General features: G+C 46.6%; 21 protein-coding genes. 14 read left to right on the top strand and 7 right to left on the bottom strand.

Going from position 1 to position 19,300, the window contains the following annotated elements; translation table 11 throughout:
• Positions 1–125 precede the first annotated feature (125 nt).
• Entirely contained in the window at positions 126–1,841 is a 1,716-nt protein-coding gene (locus THICY_RS03050) for a proline--tRNA ligase (RefSeq protein ID WP_013835154.1), read from the top strand.
• A 46-nt stretch (positions 1,842–1,887) separates the two neighbouring features.
• Here the strand turns inward: THICY_RS03050 and THICY_RS03045 are convergent, their stop codons facing one another.
• Genes THICY_RS03045 through THICY_RS03015 form a run of 7 tightly spaced genes read right to left on the bottom strand, consistent with a single transcriptional unit; the run spans position 1,888 to position 6,878 of the window.
• Entirely contained in the window at positions 1,888–2,142 is a 255-nt protein-coding gene (locus THICY_RS03045; protein WP_245534979.1) for a hypothetical protein, read from the bottom strand.
• Positions 2,132–2,671 (bottom strand): efflux RND transporter periplasmic adaptor subunit, encoded by a 540-nt coding sequence (locus THICY_RS03040; protein ID WP_013835152.1) that lies wholly within the window; start codon positions 2,669–2,671, stop codon positions 2,132–2,134. The genes THICY_RS03045 and THICY_RS03040 overlap by 11 nt, the downstream gene beginning before the upstream one ends.
• On the bottom strand, positions 2,664–3,977 hold the full coding sequence (locus tag THICY_RS03035) for a TolC family protein (protein WP_013835151.1): 1,314 nt from the start codon (positions 3,975–3,977) through the stop codon (positions 2,664–2,666). Before THICY_RS03035 ends, THICY_RS03040 begins: the two co-directional genes overlap by 8 nt.
• 11 nt (positions 3,978–3,988) lie before the next feature.
• Positions 3,989–4,501: a thioredoxin family protein gene (locus tag THICY_RS03030; protein ID WP_013835150.1), complete on the bottom strand. Its 513-nt coding sequence runs from the start codon at positions 4,499–4,501 to the stop codon at positions 3,989–3,991.
• A 10-nt stretch (positions 4,502–4,511) separates the two neighbouring features.
• Entirely contained in the window at positions 4,512–5,015 is a 504-nt protein-coding gene (locus THICY_RS03025; protein ID WP_013835149.1) for a TlpA family protein disulfide reductase, read from the bottom strand.
• 58 nt (positions 5,016–5,073) lie between these two features.
• Positions 5,074–5,778 carry a DnaA regulatory inactivator Hda gene (gene hda / locus THICY_RS03020; protein ID WP_013835148.1) on the bottom strand — a complete coding sequence of 235 codons (705 nt, stop codon included), beginning with the start codon at positions 5,776–5,778 and terminating at the stop codon, positions 5,074–5,076.
• A gap of 20 nt (positions 5,779–5,798) precedes the next feature.
• Positions 5,799–6,878, bottom strand: a complete 1,080-nt coding sequence (locus tag THICY_RS03015) for a DUF2066 domain-containing protein (protein WP_013835147.1) — start codon at positions 6,876–6,878, stop codon at positions 5,799–5,801.
• A gap of 115 nt (positions 6,879–6,993) precedes the next feature.
• Here THICY_RS03015 and purM point away from each other — a divergent pair, with 115 nt between their 5' ends.
• From purM to nth, 13 genes are all read left to right on the top strand, one after another.
• Positions 6,994–8,034: a phosphoribosylformylglycinamidine cyclo-ligase gene (gene purM, locus THICY_RS03010; RefSeq protein WP_013835146.1), complete on the top strand. Its 1,041-nt coding sequence runs from the start codon at positions 6,994–6,996 to the stop codon at positions 8,032–8,034.
• A 6-nt stretch (positions 8,035–8,040) separates the two neighbouring features.
• The gene (purN, locus tag THICY_RS03005) at positions 8,041–8,718 is read left to right on the top strand and encodes a phosphoribosylglycinamide formyltransferase (protein WP_013835145.1); all 678 of its coding nucleotides are present in this window, start codon (positions 8,041–8,043) and stop codon (positions 8,716–8,718) included.
• Between the two features lie 3 nt (positions 8,719–8,721).
• The gene (locus THICY_RS03000; RefSeq protein ID WP_013835144.1) at positions 8,722–9,468 is read left to right on the top strand and encodes a DUF3108 domain-containing protein; all 747 of its coding nucleotides are present in this window, start codon (positions 8,722–8,724) and stop codon (positions 9,466–9,468) included.
• A gap of 16 nt (positions 9,469–9,484) precedes the next feature.
• A complete protein-coding gene (gene dcd / locus THICY_RS02995) occupies positions 9,485–10,099 on the top strand; it encodes a dCTP deaminase (RefSeq protein WP_013835143.1) in 615 nt (204 codons plus the stop codon).
• Between the two features lie 90 nt (positions 10,100–10,189).
• Positions 10,190–11,326 carry an iron-sulfur cluster carrier protein ApbC gene (gene apbC / locus THICY_RS02990; protein ID WP_013835142.1) on the top strand — a complete coding sequence of 379 codons (1,137 nt, stop codon included), beginning with the start codon at positions 10,190–10,192 and terminating at the stop codon, positions 11,324–11,326.
• Positions 11,327–11,391: 65 nt separating this feature from the next.
• Positions 11,392–13,440, top strand: coding sequence for a methionine--tRNA ligase (gene metG, locus THICY_RS02985; protein ID WP_013835141.1), 2,049 nt, complete (start codon positions 11,392–11,394; stop codon positions 13,438–13,440).
• A 28-nt stretch (positions 13,441–13,468) separates the two neighbouring features.
• Positions 13,469–14,047 (top strand): electron transport complex subunit RsxA, encoded by a 579-nt coding sequence (gene rsxA, locus THICY_RS02980; RefSeq protein WP_013835140.1) that lies wholly within the window; start codon positions 13,469–13,471, stop codon positions 14,045–14,047.
• Positions 14,044–14,622: an electron transport complex subunit RsxB gene (rsxB, locus tag THICY_RS02975; RefSeq protein ID WP_013835139.1), complete on the top strand. Its 579-nt coding sequence runs from the start codon at positions 14,044–14,046 to the stop codon at positions 14,620–14,622. The genes rsxA and rsxB overlap by 4 nt, the downstream gene beginning before the upstream one ends.
• A complete protein-coding gene (rsxC, locus tag THICY_RS02970) occupies positions 14,619–16,298 on the top strand; it encodes an electron transport complex subunit RsxC (RefSeq protein ID WP_013835138.1) in 1,680 nt (559 codons plus the stop codon). Before rsxB ends, rsxC begins: the two co-directional genes overlap by 4 nt.
• Complete coding sequence (locus THICY_RS02965; RefSeq protein WP_013835137.1) at positions 16,291–17,319, top strand: RnfABCDGE type electron transport complex subunit D; 1,029 nt, start codon at positions 16,291–16,293, stop codon at positions 17,317–17,319. The genes rsxC and THICY_RS02965 overlap by 8 nt, the downstream gene beginning before the upstream one ends.
• Positions 17,316–17,939, top strand: coding sequence for an electron transport complex subunit RsxG (gene rsxG / locus THICY_RS02960; protein ID WP_013835136.1), 624 nt, complete (start codon positions 17,316–17,318; stop codon positions 17,937–17,939). The genes THICY_RS02965 and rsxG overlap by 4 nt, the downstream gene beginning before the upstream one ends.
• Positions 17,932–18,648, top strand: a complete 717-nt coding sequence (locus tag THICY_RS02955) for an electron transport complex subunit E (protein WP_013835135.1) — start codon at positions 17,932–17,934, stop codon at positions 18,646–18,648. Before rsxG ends, THICY_RS02955 begins: the two co-directional genes overlap by 8 nt.
• Complete coding sequence (nth, locus tag THICY_RS02950) at positions 18,645–19,286, top strand: endonuclease III (RefSeq protein WP_013835134.1); 642 nt, start codon at positions 18,645–18,647, stop codon at positions 19,284–19,286. The genes THICY_RS02955 and nth overlap by 4 nt, the downstream gene beginning before the upstream one ends.
• Positions 19,287–19,300: the final 14 nt, after the last annotated feature.

Raw genomic sequence — 19,300 nt, 5'->3', positions numbered from 1 at the left:
GTTAATAAAAACACTGCCATTTTACCCAAAACAACTTTGACATAAACCCAAACTCACAATTAGCGCAGTTTTAACTTTATTCACTATGCTAGAATCATCATTTTTAATTCGCACAGCAAAACACCATGAAAACATCCCAACTACTTTTAGCTACCACACGCGAAACACCAGCCGATGCCGAAGTCATTAGCCATCAACTTATGATTCGCGCCGGCATGATCCGTCGCTTAGCCGGTGGCCTATATACCTGGCTACCATTGGGTGTACGAGTACTTCGAAATGTCGAACAAATTATTCGCGATGAAATGAATCAAGCTGGCGCTCAAGAAGTGCTAATGCCCGTGGTACAACCGGCGGAACTTTGGCAAGAATCAGGGCGCTGGCAACAATACGGTCCCGAGTTACTCCGTATTAACGATCGTCATCAACGGGATTTTTGCCTTGGTCCAACGCACGAAGAAGTGATTACCGACCTTGTCCGCAAGGAAGTTAGAAGTTACAAACAGCTACCGGCTAATTACTACCAAATTCAGACCAAGTTTCGTGATGAAATCCGGCCACGTTTTGGCGTCATGCGTTCTCGCGAATTTATTATGAAGGATGCCTATTCATTTCACCTTAATCGCGAGTGTTTGGAGCAAACCTATCAAATTATGTATGCCGCCTACCATCGTATTTTTGAACGCATCGGTCTTGATTTCCGTGCTGTACAAGCGGACACCGGCTCAATTGGCGGTGATGGCTCACATGAGTTTCATGTTTTGGCTGATTCTGGTGAAGATGCGATTGCCTTTTCAACTCTTAGCGACTTTGCGGCCAACGTGGAACTGGCGGAAGCGGTAGCACCGAGCAAGCCACGCCCGAGCCCATCACAACCACTAACGGAAGTTGCCACCCCGAATATCCATAGCATTGAAGAAGTCTGTCAATTTTTAGCCGTATCAGCTAACCAAACGCTAAAAACACTGTTAGTTTTGGGCGCCAATGCTGAAAACCCCGTTGTAGCCTTAGTATTACGGGGCGACCATGAAGTGAATGACATCAAGGCTGAAAAACACCCCTTAGTTGCTAGCCCACTTACCTTTGCAACAGCCGAACAAATTACGCAGGTTTGTGGTTGCGATGCAGGCTCTATTGGCCCCGTTGGCTTAAGTATTCCGCTGATTGTTGACCGCTCGGCAGCACATTGTGCCGACTTTGTTTGTGGCGCAAATAAAACCGGGTACCATCTAACCGGCGTGAACTGGGATCGCGATGTAGCAGCAGGCCTGGTTGCGGATATTCGCAATGTTGTTGAAGGTGATCCAAGCCCTGATGGACAGGGCGTTATTCAAATTAAACGCGGTATAGAAGTCGGCCATATTTTTCAATTAGGCGACAAATATTCCAAAGCGCTAAACGCCAACGTTCTAAATGAAAACAGCCGGGCACAGATTCTAGAAATGGGTTGTTATGGTATTGGGGTAACGCGAGTTGTGGCGGCGGCTATCGAACAGAACCATGATGACAAAGGCATTATTTGGCCTGATGCGATTGCGCCCTTCCAAGTTTGTATTGTGCCCATGCAAATGCATAAATCACCCCGAGTTGCGAAAGCCGTAGAACAACTCTATAGCGACTTGCAACAACAAGGTATTAGCGTGTTGTTAGATGATCGCAACGAGCGACCCGGCGTGATGTTTAATGACATGGAACTCATTGGCATTCCGCACCGCATCGTGATTGGAGAACGCGGTTTAGATCAACAGTTGATTGAGTACAAGCATCGTCGTGATGCCGAGCCACAAAATATTGCTGAAAAAGATTTCATGACATTTTTGATGGCTCAAATTGGCAAATAAACCCAACTACCCGAACAAACCCGCTGCATAGTGATTGTTTAAATGATTATTTAAAATGCGGGTCCTTACCAAATAAAGCCGTAGCTTCAGCATCTGGCATCCAGCCAATGCGGCTACGGACCTTCAAAGACTGATAATTTCTCACTATCGGCATAATGGTTAAAACACCAATCATCCGTTGCGACCAAGTCCAACCAATAGCGGAAGGATAACGTGACCACCATTGATTATTTACCCCGAAATGCTGGGTTTTAAAAATCAAATGCACCGCTAAACGCCAATACTGCAACTTATTCAACACCAACCTCCAATTCGAATAACAGCTGATTTTCTTTAAATACTGTCGATCCTTGCTGGACCGCTAAGGATTTTATAACACCGTTTCTTGGGGCTCTAATATGATAGTAATCTAACCAGGCCTGGTGCGCAGCAAGATTTGCTTCCGCCAAGGCTAAATTGGCCTTAGCCACCGCAAAATCGCGCTGTGCTTGCTGGTAAGGTCGTTGGGCAATAACGGTACGATCAAATAAGTCTTCAATATTGGCCATCTCAATTTCAGCGTCAGCAAATATCGCAGCGGCGCTATTACGTTCAGCCTCTAAAGCCTTTAAGCGAGCCTTAAAGATTCGGTCATCAATAACCATAATGACCTCACCTTGTGAAACTTGCGCATCCTCTTGCTTCAAAACCTGCATCACTTGTCCAGACACGAGCGCGCCTATTTTTAAAGTTTGCGTTTGAGCTTGGGCTGGCATGACCATTGCCAACTGCAGCAGCACTAAAAACACGGCGGCAACGCCAAGGTAAACGTTATTGGTCGATCTAATCATTTGCCGACTCCCTCATCAATCCATCAAAATTTAATAATTCATCAGCACCAAGCAGAAGATTTAATTGTGCCCATAACAGTATTTGCCGGAATCGGAACGCGAGCTGATCATAATCAGCTTGCGAAATTTCGACCATCGCATTGCCAAAATCAGTCTGCAACTCATTTTCGTACATAGCTCGTGCAAAATCTAAATTTACGCTGGCAAAATTCTGTTTAGCTACCAAAGCTTGTTCTTCAACCCCGAGCAAACTTAATTCAAAATACAACTGAGTTAAGTGATTACGTAAACGCTGCGCTTCAAATTCAACCTCAGCTTGTGCTATGGCTGCTTTTGACATAGCTTTTTCAACACCGGCACGAGTTAGACCGCGATCATAAAGCGGTACCTCAATACCTATACTCGCCTCCCAGCGACCTTCTCGCATGCGCGGATAGCTTGATAATTGCCCCACTTTTGCATCAGCATTTATCATTGGCTTACTACCCAATCTAGCAAAATCGACCCGCTGTTGTTCTGCCGCCGCATTCAATGCCAAAGCGCGTAACAATGGATTATTTTCTTCTAAACGTTGCTGGTAAACATCCAAACTATCAAGCTGTGCCGGCAAGCGGATTTCACTTGGAACATCCACGCGCGGAACCACTGTAGCACCAAGCCCTAACGCATTACCTAATTGCATTCTTGCTTGACGCATCATTAACTGCGCTTGCTGACGCGCTAAAAAAGCAGCCTGATAATCGCGCTGAGATTCACGTAATTTTCGCTCCGATACGCGCTCCAGTGCGAAGTCTTCCTCTACTTTATCCAAAGTCACAAAGGCAATCGCCATGGCTTCGTTTTGCACTCGATAATTTAAGTCAGCAAGCATAATATTGAAAACCCCCTGCATCAGCTCAAAACGATAGTGCAAAGTATGATAATGAAAAAGCTGTTCATTAGCAGAGGACGCCGTCGACAGCGCCGCTAATTGCGCTTGCGTACGACCAAAATCATAAATAGGCGCCGTCAATTGCAGCGCGGCTAAATTATAATCTTGGCGCTCATCCAAAAACTCACGCTGACCAAGGCGGCCAATAAAAGCCAAATTAACACCCTGCTGTGCAATCACGGCTGATTGTTCTGCTTGATTAAATTGTTGAAGCGCTTGCTGACGTACTAGACCTGGGTTGGCGATTATCGACCAACTCATGGCATCATCTAGCGTAAAAGGGTTCGGTAAGGTTTCAGCATAAAGTTTTGTTGGAACCAGTGCAGGAACAAGTAAGGTAATGGTCAATAAAGGCCTTATCAGACGCTTCTTCATCAAACAAGCCCTCAAGACGCTTCTTGCTGACGTCTAAAACGGTTAAAGTTCATCTCTTGATGATGACCCTCAACCACAAAACGGCCAAATAACAAAAACTCGTCTTTAGTCCGGGTCGGACCGGTGAAACGAGCCACTGGCTCACCATTCAAATCGAAAATGATCATAACGGGCGTTGCTCTAACGCGGTATTGACGCTCAGCCATCTCTTTTTCGGTGTCAAACTCTCGACCATCAAAGTTGGTGACTGGGTTAGAACCTTCAATATCAAACCGATAGACCTTAAAGTGCTCATGGAAGTATTCGATAACATCCGGTTCTTGCAAGATCGTTTCTTTCATACGGTGACAAAAAGGGCAATCATCCATCTCAAAGAAAACAAATACACCCTGCTTTCCCTCTTCACGTGCTAAATCTAATTCTTCTTGATAATTGCCAAAACTGTGGTCAAAAAAATCAGCGGCTTTTAAGGGTAAGCTCACTGCAAACAAAAACATAACAGCACTAATGAGGCGAGTAGGCATCGTTTATCTCCTAAGGGTTGCGACGCTCAAATTCAGCAATAAAGTTTTCCAATAGCTCCGCATCCACTAAGCCAGCGCGCCCTGCAACTATCTGACCGCTAGGCGCAACCATATAAGTGCTTGGCAATCCTCGCAGTGGACCAAACGGCGTCTGATTCGCGTTTAAATCAATTTCTTTAAATCTTACAATAGGAAACGTTATCATTAACTCCTCAGTAAACGTATTGATTTTTTCTATAGGTATATTTTCATAATTAACCCCCAATACAATGGCCTTTGAATCCTTATGCTGTTCATGAAATAATGTTAAATCGGGCATTTCTTTTATGCAAGGTGGACACCAGGTAGCCCATAGATTTACAACCACCCATTGGCCACGAAAATCAGACAACATCACGGTATTGCCTTCCATATCAACAAATTCAACATCCATAGGCTCGGCCAAGGCTTGACCACTGATTGCCAGCAGACCTGCTAACATCCAATTGCGACTCTGCTTCAAAAACAATTTCATAGTAAATTCCACAATAAACTCCAAGATTAATTTTTGGCGATTTAAACACGCGCCAACCTTAACGCGATAACACCAGTTTTGCAAAAGGCAAGGTCAAACGGCGCTGTTCCGCAAGCGTGGCTTGCTCTAACATTTGCAATACGGCTAACAACTCTTCCAAACTGGTTGAAAAACGCTTAATAATAAAATTCGCCACATCCTTGGGCAACTCAAACCCTCTAATCATCGCATGTCGCTGTAAAGCTAACACCAGATCATCTATCTCAGTAAGCGGTTGCAATTCAACCGGTAACAAACTAAACATAGCATCACGCAACTCCGACACTGACATAGGCCATAAAGCCATTGGCATACGTCCGGACAAAATCAGCGGATGACCAAGCGCACGAGACTTAGACTGCAAATCTTGCAGTGCGACTTGCCAAGCGGGTAAATGCACAACATGATCAACATCATCCAGACAAATCAAATCCATAACCTCCAAGCCTTTTAATACGTCAGGAATTAGAGGCAATTGCTTCTCTTTCAGGGGGAAATAGACGCTACGCCCACCCCTTAATGAAACGGCACGGCAAGCCGCTTGCAATAAGTGGGTTTTTCCCACGGCCGCTTGTCCAAAAAAATATACCCCTTGGCTTAAACCACTCGCACCTACTGACTGCAACTGACTAAGTGTTAGCGCAACTGACGCATCAGGAGCTACAAAGGTTTCAAAACAGGCCGTATCAGGTAAATTAATTTTAAGGGGAAGTTGTATTAACATTAAGAATTAGTTACGCAAATTTAGTTGGAATAATTATATTGATAACGGACATAGCCTAACGCTAAATCATCAACCATCAAAGTAAGTGGCACCGCCATTTCGATGGCACGAATAGCTGTTCTGGCATCACCGCGATAGCGAACAGCAAAACTGGCCGCACGCCCATCAATCTGAATCAAGCGCACCTGCTCAAAAATAAGCCGATTTCCCACTAACACCCGTTCAAACTCGGTCAGTAACTCTGCGTTAGGAATCTCATCCACTTCCACCCAAAGCTCTGTTACCAAATCTAATGTGGCGTAGTAACGGGCCGACTCCTCACGCAGTACACGCTCAAAAACTTCATAAACCAACTCATGAAACGCTTCTCCTAAAGCCACTTGCTCCCACAACAGATCACCACTCTCCAATTCATAAAACTGGCCACGAACCTGCACAATGTCTCCAACCACCTGAGCGGACAATGTTAGCAAATGACTTTTCGATTCAAATTCACGCTGCAAATCACGAATCTGTTCTTCAGACAATTTGGCTGGAACGGGTACTAGATTATTGGCTCGATAAGCCATTAAGTTTGCAAGATAGTGCTGAGACAAACCAATCGCATTAGGGTATGGCCTAAAGTCGAGATCAGGCCGAAACCCAAAACCTTCTTGAGAAAATTCAGCACGCAACCCGCGCTGCAACCAATCACCCACCACTAATATTTGAGGCCGCTGCACTTGTGGCCAAATAGGAATCTCGGCTTGTTGTAACTGATTGATGACACGGGTACTGTTAAATTCGACGCGCACGTCTTGCCCTAGCACCACACCCTCAATCTGACGGTTAACCAATTGATAGTTTCTAACAGACGCACGGGCCTGAGAAATGAGTTGGCGAGCCACTGGATGCATCACAACGTCAGGGTTACCAGTTAATCGCACTAACAGAGTCTCAGTAGCCCGAGCAAAATAACTATCAAGCTGCCCTTGCTCAAAATTCGCAACCTCAACATCAACGGTAAAAAAACCATCGTCGGCTTTTAATGGCGTCACAATCAATGCAACCAGGACAAGGAACAACCCAGCTGGCCATGTCTTATTCCGTAAACTTCTCATACGTCTCTCAAAAAATTTAGTTACAATATGATAATGTTTTTAAGCTAAAGCGTGCGGCTGATTTACAGGATTCTGTCGCAATCTTCCACTAACTAAAAGTTTCTATATCTATATTATGTCTACTAAACCATCACTCAGTTACAAAGATGCCGGTGTTGATATTGACGCAGGCGACGCCCTTGTTCAAGCCATTAAACCTATTGCCAAAGCTACAGCTAGACCTGAGGTCATGGCATCTCTTGGTGGTTTTGGGGCTTTGTTTGAACTCCCCATTCATAAATATAAAAATCCCGTTTTAGTTTCAGGCACAGATGGCGTAGGCACTAAGCTGCGCCTAGCGATTGATAGCGAAAAACACGATCAAGTCGGTATTGACCTGGTCGCTATGTGTGTCAATGACTTAATCGTTCAAGGGGCCGAGCCGCTATTCTTTTTAGACTACTACGCAACAGGCAAATTGGATATTCATGTTGCCAAAAGCGTTATTAATGGTATTGGCGAAGGTTGTCAACAAGCCGGCTGTGCATTGATTGGTGGCGAGACCGCTGAAATGCCAGGCATGTACCCAGTAGGTGACTACGATCTAGCTGGCTTTTGTGTTGGCATCGTTGAGAAAGATCAATTAATTGATGGTACGAAAGTTCAGGCTGGCGATAAACTCATTGGTATCGCCTCATCTGGCCCTCACTCCAATGGGTATTCGTTGATACGTAAAATTATTGAAGTCAGTGGTGCTAATCTTAACCAAGAATTAGCCGGACAAAAACTGATCGATGCACTTATGGCGCCTACAAAAATTTACGTCAAGTCCCTGCTGGAGCTTTTCAAAACGATTGATGTTCATGCGTTATCCCACATTACGGGTGGTGGTTTAATTGAAAACTTACCACGGGTTATGCCTGAACATACCTGTGCTCACATCGACAGCCAGGCCTGGCAGCGTCCTGCCGTATTTGATTGGTTGCAAGAACAAGGTAATGTTGACACTATAGAAATGCACCGCACTTTTAATTGTGGCATTGGCATGGTGGTCGTTGTAGCTGCTGACCAAGCAGACGTGGCACTTGCAAAACTCACAGAACTTGGTGAGCAATCTTGGTTAATTGGCGAGATGATGCAGTCAGAATCAACAGAACCGCACGTTGTGTTGCGATAGGTTTTCATGGCGTTTCAAATTGTCGTTCTAGTTTCAGGATTCGGCTCCAACCTGCAAGCACTCATTGAGGCTTCCCGAGCTAGCTCATCGGTATTTAGCATTCAAGCGGTTATAAGTAACCGCAATGACGCCTATGCCCTTGAACGTGCACAAGCAGCAAACATTCCAACCTTCGTAATAACTGCAACAGCGGGGCAAACAAGAGAAAACTACGATCAGATCCTAAGCCAACATTTAAAGTCATTCAATCCAGACCTGATTGTCATGGCAGGTTTTATGCGGATTTTATCGGCAAGCTTTACTGAGCAATGGCACCACAAATTAATCAACATACACCCCTCATTACTACCTAAATATCCGGGGCTTAACACCCATCAACGCGCCATCGAGGCCGGTGATGATCGACACGGAATTAGTGTTCACTACGTGAATGCGGAAGTGGATGGCGGGACAATTATTGCTCAAGCAGACCTGGCCATTGAATCCAATGATACCCCCCAAAAAATTGCGCAGCGTGTTCACCAACTTGAACATCAATTATTGCCAAAAGTTGTTATGGCAATCGCAAGAGGTGAAATCTGCTATTCCAAAGCCGATGGGCTTGTTTATCATCATGGCCATTGTATTACTCATCCACTCGCGATGACCGACTTAATTTCTTCGTCAACAACGGAGTTTGCCTAACCTATGTTTAAAACTGGTTGGATATCATCACGACTTACCCTAGCAGGCCTAGCAGTACTGACCGCCGGGATAAGTCCGGCTGTGTCGGCAGCAAATAGCTTATCACCCGTCTTTGACGCCGAGTTTTCCATTAGAGTGATGGGGTTCAACGTAGGCACCGCAACTCAAAAACTAACCTGCCAAGCCAGCAACTGTACGCTCGAAACGCGAGCCGTACCCGATCGCTGGGCGCGTCGCTTAGCCAATGAAGAAACGCATGAGAAAATTCAACTGCGCCTGCATGACCAGGGGCAACTGCAATGGTTGAGCTACCAAAAAACCATGCAGCGTTACCGGGGTAATACTACACCTCAAACTACCCAGTTTCTTTGGGACGAAAAACAAGACCTCATTATAAACCCGGATCGTGACCTAACCTGGCCAGCAAGTGCTGATGCCTTTGACATGATATCCATTATTTATGCCCTAAGACAACAGCTTCGAGCGGGCATTGTAAATACAAACCTATTACTACAAGAAGACCGGCGTCAAACCCGTATTCATTTTATTCAAGCTAATCAACAAAAATCTGTTCACACCCAATTCCGAAGCAATCTAAATGCACGCTATTACGAGTGGGCATCCGAAGATGTCCAAGTAAAACTCTGGTTACTGGACGACTATGCTTTTTTTCCAGGTCGTATAGAATTAACCCATCATGACAGTGGTCGTAACGTCATTTTAAGTCTTCGTTCCGCCCCCTCTTTTTAATTGGATATAACTCACCATGAAACTTTCTGACCAAGATATTGTAAGTTCACTCAAACAAGGTCGCATTGGCATTGAGCCTGCCCCCGCAGCCAACAAAATAAAAGGCATTAGCGTCGACCTGCGTTTAGACAACCGTTTTCGGGTATTCAACGATCATACAGCACCCTATATCGACTTGAGCGGACCGCGTGAAGAAGTGCAAACTTTACTTGATAAGGTAATGGGCAACGAAATAGTCATCGAGTCCGATCAAGCTTTTTTCTTGCACCCAGGTGAACTTGCTCTTGCCTCCACCTTTGAATCTATCCGTATTCCCGATGATCTAGTTGGATGGCTCGATGGCCGCTCTAGTTTGGCACGCCTGGGTTTAATGGTCCACGTCACGGCTCATCGCATTGATCCAGGCTGGGAAGGACAAATTGTGTTAGAAATTTTTAATAGTGGCAAACTGCCCTTAGCACTTAGACCTGGGATGGATATTTGCGCTATTAACTTTGAAACCCTCTCTAGTCCTAGCACCACACCCTACAACAAGCGTGCGGATGCCAAGTACCGCAATCAAACTGGGCCAACAGCGAGTCGTATTAACCACGACCAACCCGACGAACGACAGCTCGACCTTCTGAGTTAACCGCCTTTCGACGCAATCAAACTTGGTCACCCAGCTAATTCCTGATAAGATTAGTCGGGAATTATTTTAAGGCGTAAGTTAGAGGCTATCATGGGTATTATCAGCAAACTATTTGGCAAAGACACCTTGCAAACGCTTGATGAGGCACAACAACAGATATTTGAACAGGCAGTGGGACAACTGACTTTCCCGTTGCTGAAGCAAACACTCATCAAAACCAAAGCCATTGAAAACCTGCGTCTAGAAAATGGCTGTTTATCCTTTGACCTGATTTGGCCGTTTGCAGCCAAACAGCTTCACGCACAGTTAAATCAACAAATTGAACAAGCCGTAGCCGCAATTCCCGGGGTAACCAAACTGAGCATTCAGCCCATTACCCGTATCCAAGCCTATCAAACACAGCCAAGTGTTGCCGCACTCCCTGGCATCAAAAACATTATTGCTATCGCCTCTGGGAAAGGAGGGGTCGGTAAATCAACAACCAGTGTCAATTTAGCTCTAGCATTACAAAATCAAGGCGCTAACGTCGGTATTTTAGATGCCGATATCTACGGCCCCAGTATTCCCACACTCCTAAAACTTGAGGGCAAACCCCAAACCAGCGATGGTAAAAGTATGGAGCCGATGCAGGCCTACGGCTTACAAGCTATGTCCATTGGTTGTTTAATTGAAGAAGATACCCCCATGATTTGGCGCGGACCCATTGTGACCCAAACCCTTACCCAACTGCTCAAAGAAACCCGTTGGCAAGAACTGGATTTTTTGGTAATTGACCTCCCACCAGGTACCGGTGATGTCCAATTAACTCTGGCGCAACAAATTCCGGTAACTGGTGCGGTTATTGTTACCACACCACAAGACCTGGCGTTGATTGATGCTAAAAAAGCCATCAAAATGTTTGAAAAAGTGAATATCCCCGTGCTCGGATTAATCGAAAATATGAGTACCCACATTTGCAGTCAATGTGGTCATGAAGAAGCTATCTTTGGCGACGCCGGCGGGGTCAAATTAGCCGAAAACTATAAGATTGATCTACTCGGACAACTGCCCTTAAACATCAATATTCGCTTACAAGCCGATGCCGGCTGCCCTACTGTAGCCCATGCACCCAATGATGAATTAGCACAGCGCTACATTACGATTGCTCACAAACTCGGTGCTCAGTTATCGCAACAACGCAAAAATTACAGCCACGCTTTTCCAAACATCGTGGTACAAAACAGCTAACTTAGCAAAGCCCTCTAAAACCCTTTATAATTTAGGGTTTTGAATTTAATAAAACGGATCATGTGATGTCTCAGGTCAGAAAAATTTTAATTACCAGTGCGCTCCCCTATGCCAATGGCCCTATTCACTTAGGTCATTTGGTGGAATATATCCAAACAGACATCTGGTCACGCTTTCAAAAACAACGTGGAAACAACTGTATTTATGTTTGTGCCGATGATGCCCATGGAACCCCGATTATGCTGCGTGCCCAATCCGAAGGTATTAGCCCAGAACAGCTTATTGCGCGCGTGTCCGAAGAACACCAACGTGACTTCGCCGGTTTTCATATTAATTTTGACCAATACCACAGCACCCATTCAGACGAAAACCGTCATTATTCCAGCTATATCTACAATCAGCTGAAAGCCAACAATCACATTAGCCGCAAAACCATTAAGCAAGCTTTCGACCCGGAAAAAAACATGTTTTTGCCCGACCGCTTTATCAAAGGTACCTGCCCGAAATGTGGTGCGGACGACCAATACGGCGATAACTGCGAAGTCTGTGGTGCGACATATAGCCCAACCGAGCTGAAAAACCCGAAATCCGTGGTATCAGGCGCGACACCGATTGAAAAAGACAGCGAACACCTGTTTTTTGAACTCGGCCATTTTGAGCCGATGCTTAAAGACTGGACCCAAGGCGGTCATTTGCAAACCCAAATTTCCAACAAGCTCAATGAATGGTTTGAGTCCGGCTTACAAAAATGGGACATCAGCCGTGATGCGCCCTACTTTGGTTTTGAAATTCCCGGTGAAGAGAATAAATTCTTCTATGTGTGGTTGGATGCCCCGATTGGTTATTTGGCGTCATTTAAAAAATATTGCGACCAGCACGGCATCAACTTTGATGACTACTGGGCAAAAGATTCAGACGCTGAGCTGTATCATTTTATCGGCAAGGACATCGTGTATTTCCATGCACTATTCTTCCCAGCGATGCTAGCCGGTGCGGGCTTTAGAACGCCTTCGGCGATTTTCGCGCATGGTTTTTTGACCGTCGATGGCGCCAAGATGTCCAAGTCGCGCGGCACTTTTATTATGGCCAGCACCTATTTAAAACACTTAAACCCAGAGTACCTGCGTTATTACTTCGCCACCAAACTCAATAGCCGTATTGATGACCTCGATTTAAATCTGGATGACTTTGTGCAGCGAGTAAATTCCGATTTAATTGGCAAGGTCGTCAATATTGCCAGCCGTTGTGCCGGTTTTGTTAGTAAACGCTTTGATGGCAAGCTTAACCAGGCCTGGTCAGCCGAAGCCGAGGCGTTATTCCAGCAGTTTGCCGAGCAAAGTGACGCGATTGCCCAACTCTATGAAAAACGCGAATACGCTCAGGCGATGCGGGACATTATGGCGTTGGCCGATAAAGCCAATGAATACATTGCCGACACGGCCCCTTGGGTGCTTGCGAAAGAGGACGGCAAGAAAGCCGAACTCCACGAGTCGGTGAGTTTGGGCTTAAACCTGTTCCGCGTCCTGATGATTTATTTAGCTCCAGTGCTACCCGAAACGGCTGGCAAAGCCCGCGAATTCTTTAACGAGGATGCCTGGAATTGGACATCTGCGAATACACCATTAAAAGGTCATTCCATCCAAGCTTACCAAGCCCTATTGACGCGTTTAGATATGACACAGGTAGAAAAAATGTTAGACGACTCCAAACAAACTTTACAAGCCACTCCAACGATACCAGCACAAATGACAGCGCCAATGACTGAAACCAAATTTGACCCGGTTGCCCCTGAAATCAGCATTGAAGACTTTGCTAAAATTGATTTCCGTATCGCTAAAATCGTCAATGCCGAAGCAGTGCCTGAAGCCAATAAACTGCTAAAACTGACACTCAACATTGGCTTAGGTGAACGCCAGGTGTTTGCTGGGATTAAATCCGCCTATGAACCGGAGCAACTGATTGGTAAACTCACTGTTATGGTAGCTAACCTTGCGCCGCGTAAAATGCGCTTTGGCATGTCTGAAGGTATGGTACTTGCTGCTGGCCCAGGCGGTAAAGATTTATTCATTCTCAATCCGGATGACGGTGCACAACCCGGCATGCGCGTTAAATAACGCCTAACACGAGGCAAGTGAGAGCTCTATGGCAGATTATGTCATTATTTTAATTAGCACGGTGTTGGTCAATAACTTCGTCCTGGTCAAGTTTCTTGGCCTATGCCCCTTTATGGGCGTATCGAAAAAAACCGATGCCGCGCTGGGTATGGGGCTCGCAACCACCTTTGTGCTAACACTCTCATCTGTTTTAAGCTATCTGCTTTACACCTATTTACTCGTGCCCTTCGAATTAGAATACCTGCGCACCATTGGTTTCATTCTAGCCATTGCAACTGTGGTTGGCTTTACTGAAATGGCGATTCACAAAACCAGTCCCGTACTATACCAAGTGCTTGGTATTTATTTACCCTTGATCACCACCAATTGTGCGGTGCTTGGTGTCGCGCTTCTTAATATTGGCGAAGATAATAATTTTATGCAATCGGCGATCTTTGGCATGGGCGCCGCCATCGGCTTTACGCTGGTTATGGTGTTGTTTGCATCGTTACGCGAACGCATCGACGCCGGTGATGTGCCAACGCCTTTTAAAGGCGCGCCGATCGCACTCATAACCGCTGGTTTAATGTCACTCGCCTTTATGGGCTTTGGAGGGATGTTGCCATGAGCGCTTGGTTAGGCATTCTGCTTTTTCTAGCACTAGCGCTGGCTTTCGGTCTGCTACTTGGCTATGCCGCTGTACGCTTTAAAGTTGACGGTGACCCTGTCGCCGAAATGATCGACCAAAAACTCCCACAAACCCAATGTGGCCAATGTGGCTACCCCGGCTGTAAACCTTATGCCGAAGCCTTAGCCAAGGGCGAAGCCGAAGTGAACTTGTGTATTCCCGGTGGTGAACCCACCATGCTCGAAATCGCCGAACTGCTTAAACTAGATCCCAAGCCGATGGCCGCCGATGCAACGGCTCCGAAGGAACCCATGGTCGCCTTGATTGATGAGGACTTATGCATCGGCTGCGTACTTTGCATTAAAGCCTGCCCAGTGGACGCGATTTTAGGCGCAACCAAAATGATGCATACCGTTATTGCCAAAGAATGTACCGGCTGCGAACTCTGTATTCCGGTATGCCCGGTAGACTGTATCAGCATGGTGACAGAGGATGTCACCAGCCGCAATTGGAAATGGCCACAGCCGAATGCAGTTGCGCGAATCCCTATTGAACTCAAGGCAACTGAATCATGAGTTGGCGCACGCTTAGCCTGCAGCTTGCTAACAAGCTTAGCCATTATCTACCCATAGCCAAGAACTGGTTATATCGATTTCATGGTGGCATTTTTCTTGATTACCACAAAGATTTAGCACTTCGCCAGCCACTGCGCCAAGGCTATATGCCTAAAAAACTCATACTACCTTTACAGCAACACATGGGCGAACCGGCAACCCCATGCGTTGAGGTCGGCGCTCGCGTGCTCAAATACCAAGTCATTGCTCAAGCCGATATCCCACGCAGTGTACCCTTACATGCCCCAACATCGGGCACAGTTACAGCTATTGGTCCTCAACCCCTACCCCATGCTTCTGGACTGACAGAAACGGCCATTGTCATTGTCCCTGATGGACTCGATGAAGCCCACCCTAGCCCTTTAAAGCAAGAGCAACTACCACAACGCCCTGGTGACGATCCTATTGCCCAATTTAAAGCCACCATTCTAAATGCCGGTGTCGTTGGCATGGGGGGAGCAGGCTTCCCGAGTTACGCCAAACTGCCTGATCAACCAGGCCTGGTTAAACACCTTATCATCAATGGTGCCGAATGTGAGCCCTTTATTACCTGTGATGACATGCTGATGCAAACTCACCCTGACGAGATTTTAGCCGGCGCAACAGCCATCGCTCAGGCCTTTCAAATCCCATCGGTTATTTTTGCTATAGAAACCAACAAGCCCAATGCCATTAAAGCCGTGCAGCAAGCAAGCTCAAACTATCCTAATGTGCAACTGGCGGAAGTAGCGACGGTTTATCCGATGGGTGGCCAAAAACAACTAATTCAAGAACTTCTCGATACCGAAATTCCACATAACAAACATGCTATTGATATGGGCATTGTGATGATGAATGTGGCAACCTTACGTGCTATTCATCACGCTATTAATTTGGGTTTACCTTCCGTCTCACGTTTTGTGACAGTGTCCGGCCATGGCCTTAATGAACCCTTTAATATTGAAACCTTCATTGGTACCCCATTTGATGAGCTAGCGCTCTTAGCCAAACCCATAAAAGCACTTAACTACCCCTTGATTATGGGTGGTCCCATGATGGGCGTTCGCCTAGTAAATAACCATGTACCCGTGGTTAAAACCACCAACTGTATTTTGGCCAACCCACCCGAGCCAACTCACCAGGCGATGGCTTGTATTCGATGTGGCGAATGTGCCGAAGTTTGCCCAGTTAACCTACTTCCTCAACAACTCTATTGGCACGCCAAAGCCCAAGAGTTTGACAAAGCCCAAGACTATAAACTTTTTGATTGCATTGAATGTGGCTGCTGCGCTTATGTTTGCCCCAGCCATATTCCATTGGTACAGTATTATCGGAATGCAAAAGCTGAAATTCGCGACCAACAAGCCCAGGCCAAGTTAGCCGAACAAGCCAAGCAACGTCATGAGGCCCGTTTAGCCCGACTCGAACGTGATAAAGCGGAGCGTGAAGCCAAACTGGCTGAAAAAAAGGCCGCCGTCAAAGCGCAAGCAGCGGCACAACAAACCGAAATAGCCGCAAAAGCGGCAACCACAGACGCGCCGGCACCAACAATGAGCGCTCGAGAAAAAGCCATGGCGGCTGCCAAAGCCAGACAAGTCGCCACGGCCAAAGCCAAAGCCATGGCAAAAAAAGCGCAACAGGGATCATCCGATGCATAACATTTTTACCAGCTCTCCATTTGCGCACAATAACAGCTCTGTTCAAAAAGTGATGCTACAGGTGCAGCTTGCGGCACTTCCCGCGCTCGTTGTGCACCTGCTACTCTTTGGTTATGGCATTGTCATACAATGGGTGCTTGCCGTTGCCACCGCCTTATTAGTCGAATATGTGATGCTAAAAATGCGCGGACGCCCGCTACTACCCAATATGATCGACTTTAGTGCCCTGATTACCGTGACCGGTTTAGTGTTTTGTATTCCACCAGAGTCACCTTGGTGGGTCGTGGTATCTGGCAGTGCCTTTGCCTTAGTTTTTGGCAAACACCTCTATGGTGGCTTAGGCTACAATCCTTTTAACCCCGCGATGCTAGGTTATGCCTTCTTACTGCTATCCTTTCCTGCTCAAATGACGCAATGGACGCTACCAACTGAGTTAACAGGCTTGCATCGCCCATTTTGGGAAACCTTCCAAGTCATCTTCTTTGGGATAACCCAGGAACCTTACATCTACACGGGTGCGACCCCCCTCAGTTTAATGCGTTCGGGGCTGCACGAAGGTGTCTCAGCCGTCAATGTCATGATGAGTCCGGTACTTGGCAGCGGCTGGTTTGGACTAAACGCCTGGGCCTGGGTTAATATCGCCTTTTTTGTGGGCGGACTCTACCTATTGCTGACGCGAACCATACGCTGGCAATACCCAGTCGGCTTTTTGGGCGCACTCATAATCACCGCCTGGTTTTTTCACACCTTAAATCCTGATGTTTATGCACCGGTTAGCTTCCACCTACTAGCCGGCGGCACCATGTTAGCGGCGTTTTTCATTATTACGGATCCAGTAAGTTCGAGCACCACACCCTATGGTCGTTTGCTTTATGCCGCCGGTATTGGGGTATTAGTCTATGTAATCCGCAACTGGGGGACCTTCCCAGATGGGATTGCTTTTGCGATATTATTAATGAATATTGCCGTACCGCTTATTGATCGCTATACCCAACCCAGAGTAGTAGGACACAGCCGATGACATCTTCGCCCCTTTCATCCACCATGCTAAGAGCAGCAGGCCTGCTAGGCCTCTTTGTGGTCGTTAGTGTGAGCATTCTAGTGGCAGTTAACAATTTCACCCAACCCAAAATCGTTGAAGTCGAACGTCAAGTTATGCTCAACACGCTCAACCAGGTTATGCCGACGCAGTATTACAACAACAATTTAATTGAAGATATAACCTGGATAACCGCCCCCGAGGCGCTAGGCACTCACCGACCTATGCCCATCTATCGCGCTCGTGTTGATGGCGAACCAGCAGGCCTGGTGATAGAAACCATCGCACCCGATGGCTATAGCGGTAACATTCATATCCTGGTTGGTGTTTTTGCCGATGGCCGCATTGCCGGAGTACGCGTTTTAAGTCATCGCGAGACCCCCGGTTTAGGTGATAAAATCGAACTGCGCAAAGACAACTGGATTTTGAGTTTTGATGGCCGTGAACTCACCGCCGCTAATGCCGGAAGCTGGGCCCTTAGACGAGATCGTGGCGATTTTGAACAATTTACCGGCGCCACGATTACCCCTCGCGCGGTGGTTAACGCTGTTAAAAACACCCTTGCGTATGTCAACCAAGAAGGAGCTCGACTCTATGAGTAGTTCAATGGTGAGTGCTTGGCAACAAAAATGGGCAGACTACCAAGACATTGCCCAAAAAGGCCTGTGGAACAACAATCAAGCGCTCGTTGCGCTGCTCGGACTTTGCCCCTTATTAGCGGTCACCAATAACACCGTAAACGGCTTGGGATTGGGGCTGGCAACGATGGCCGTCCTGCTAACCTCCAATATCCTAGTATCCTTAATTCGAGACTATGTGCCCACTGAAATTCGTATCCCGGTATTTATTGCCATCATCGCCTGTGCGGTGACCGTTATTGATATGCTGATGCACGCCTACTTTTACACCCTACATGGCATTTTAGGCATTTTTATTCCACTGATTGTAACCAACTGCGCAATACTTGCTCGTGCCGAAGCATTTGCCTCCAAAAACCCGGTCGATAAATCCATTGTCGATGCGCTATTTATTGGTGTAGGCTTTACCCTCGTACTCATCGTTTTAGGCGCCATCCGCGAACTGATCGGCAACGGCACATTGTTTGACCAGGCCTGGTTACTATTTGGCGATACTGCCCAAAACTGGGTTATCTACTTACCCGAAAACTTCAATCCTGTCATGCTAGCCATTCTGCCACCGGGTGCCTTTATTGCCCTTGGACTCTTAATCGCGCTTAAAAACCTGGTCGATCAAAAAGTTAGAAAACCAAGCCTGGCTAACATTGCCGTTGAACTCAAACCCGCCAAATGAATAAACTGAAACGCCAACAAATTTTTGACACGCTGGCTCAAGCCATACCCGAACCGGTGACTGAGCTCAATTATGCAACGCCCTTTGAGCTGCTGATTGCCGTCATCCTGTCGGCGCAAGCAACCGACAAAGGCGTCAATATCGCCACCGCTAAACTTTTTCCGGTCGCCAATACCCCTCAAGCCATTTACGACCTCGGTGTTGACGGTCTAAAACACTACATCAAAACCATTGGACTGTTTAACTCAAAAGCCGAAAACATTATCAAAGCCTGCAAGATGTTAGTTGAGCTCCACAACAGCGAAGTACCCCAAACTCGTGAAGAACTGGAAGCCTTACCCGGCGTGGGTCGCAAAACGGCTAATGTCGTACTCAACACCGCCTTTGGACAAATTGCAATGGCTGTAGATACCCATATTTTTCGGGTATCTAATCGCACCAAAATCGCACCCGGTAAAGATGTACTAGAGGTCGAAAAAAAACTATTAAAGTTCACCCCCAAAGAACACCTGATGGATGCCCATCACTTGTTAATCCTGCACGGTCGCTACACCTGTGTAGCTCGTAAACCCCGTTGCGGCAGCTGTGTCATTTTCGACTGGTGTGAACTTAAAGACAAACATAACTATGTCAATTAAGACGGCCACCCTAG

This window comes from Thiomicrospira cyclica ALM1 (assembly GCF_000214825.1).
Lineage (GTDB): Bacteria > Pseudomonadota > Gammaproteobacteria > Thiomicrospirales > Thiomicrospiraceae > Thiomicrospira > Thiomicrospira cyclica.
The sequence above is the reverse complement of the archived record's forward strand: the minus strand, read 5'-3'. Positions and strand labels throughout refer to the sequence as shown.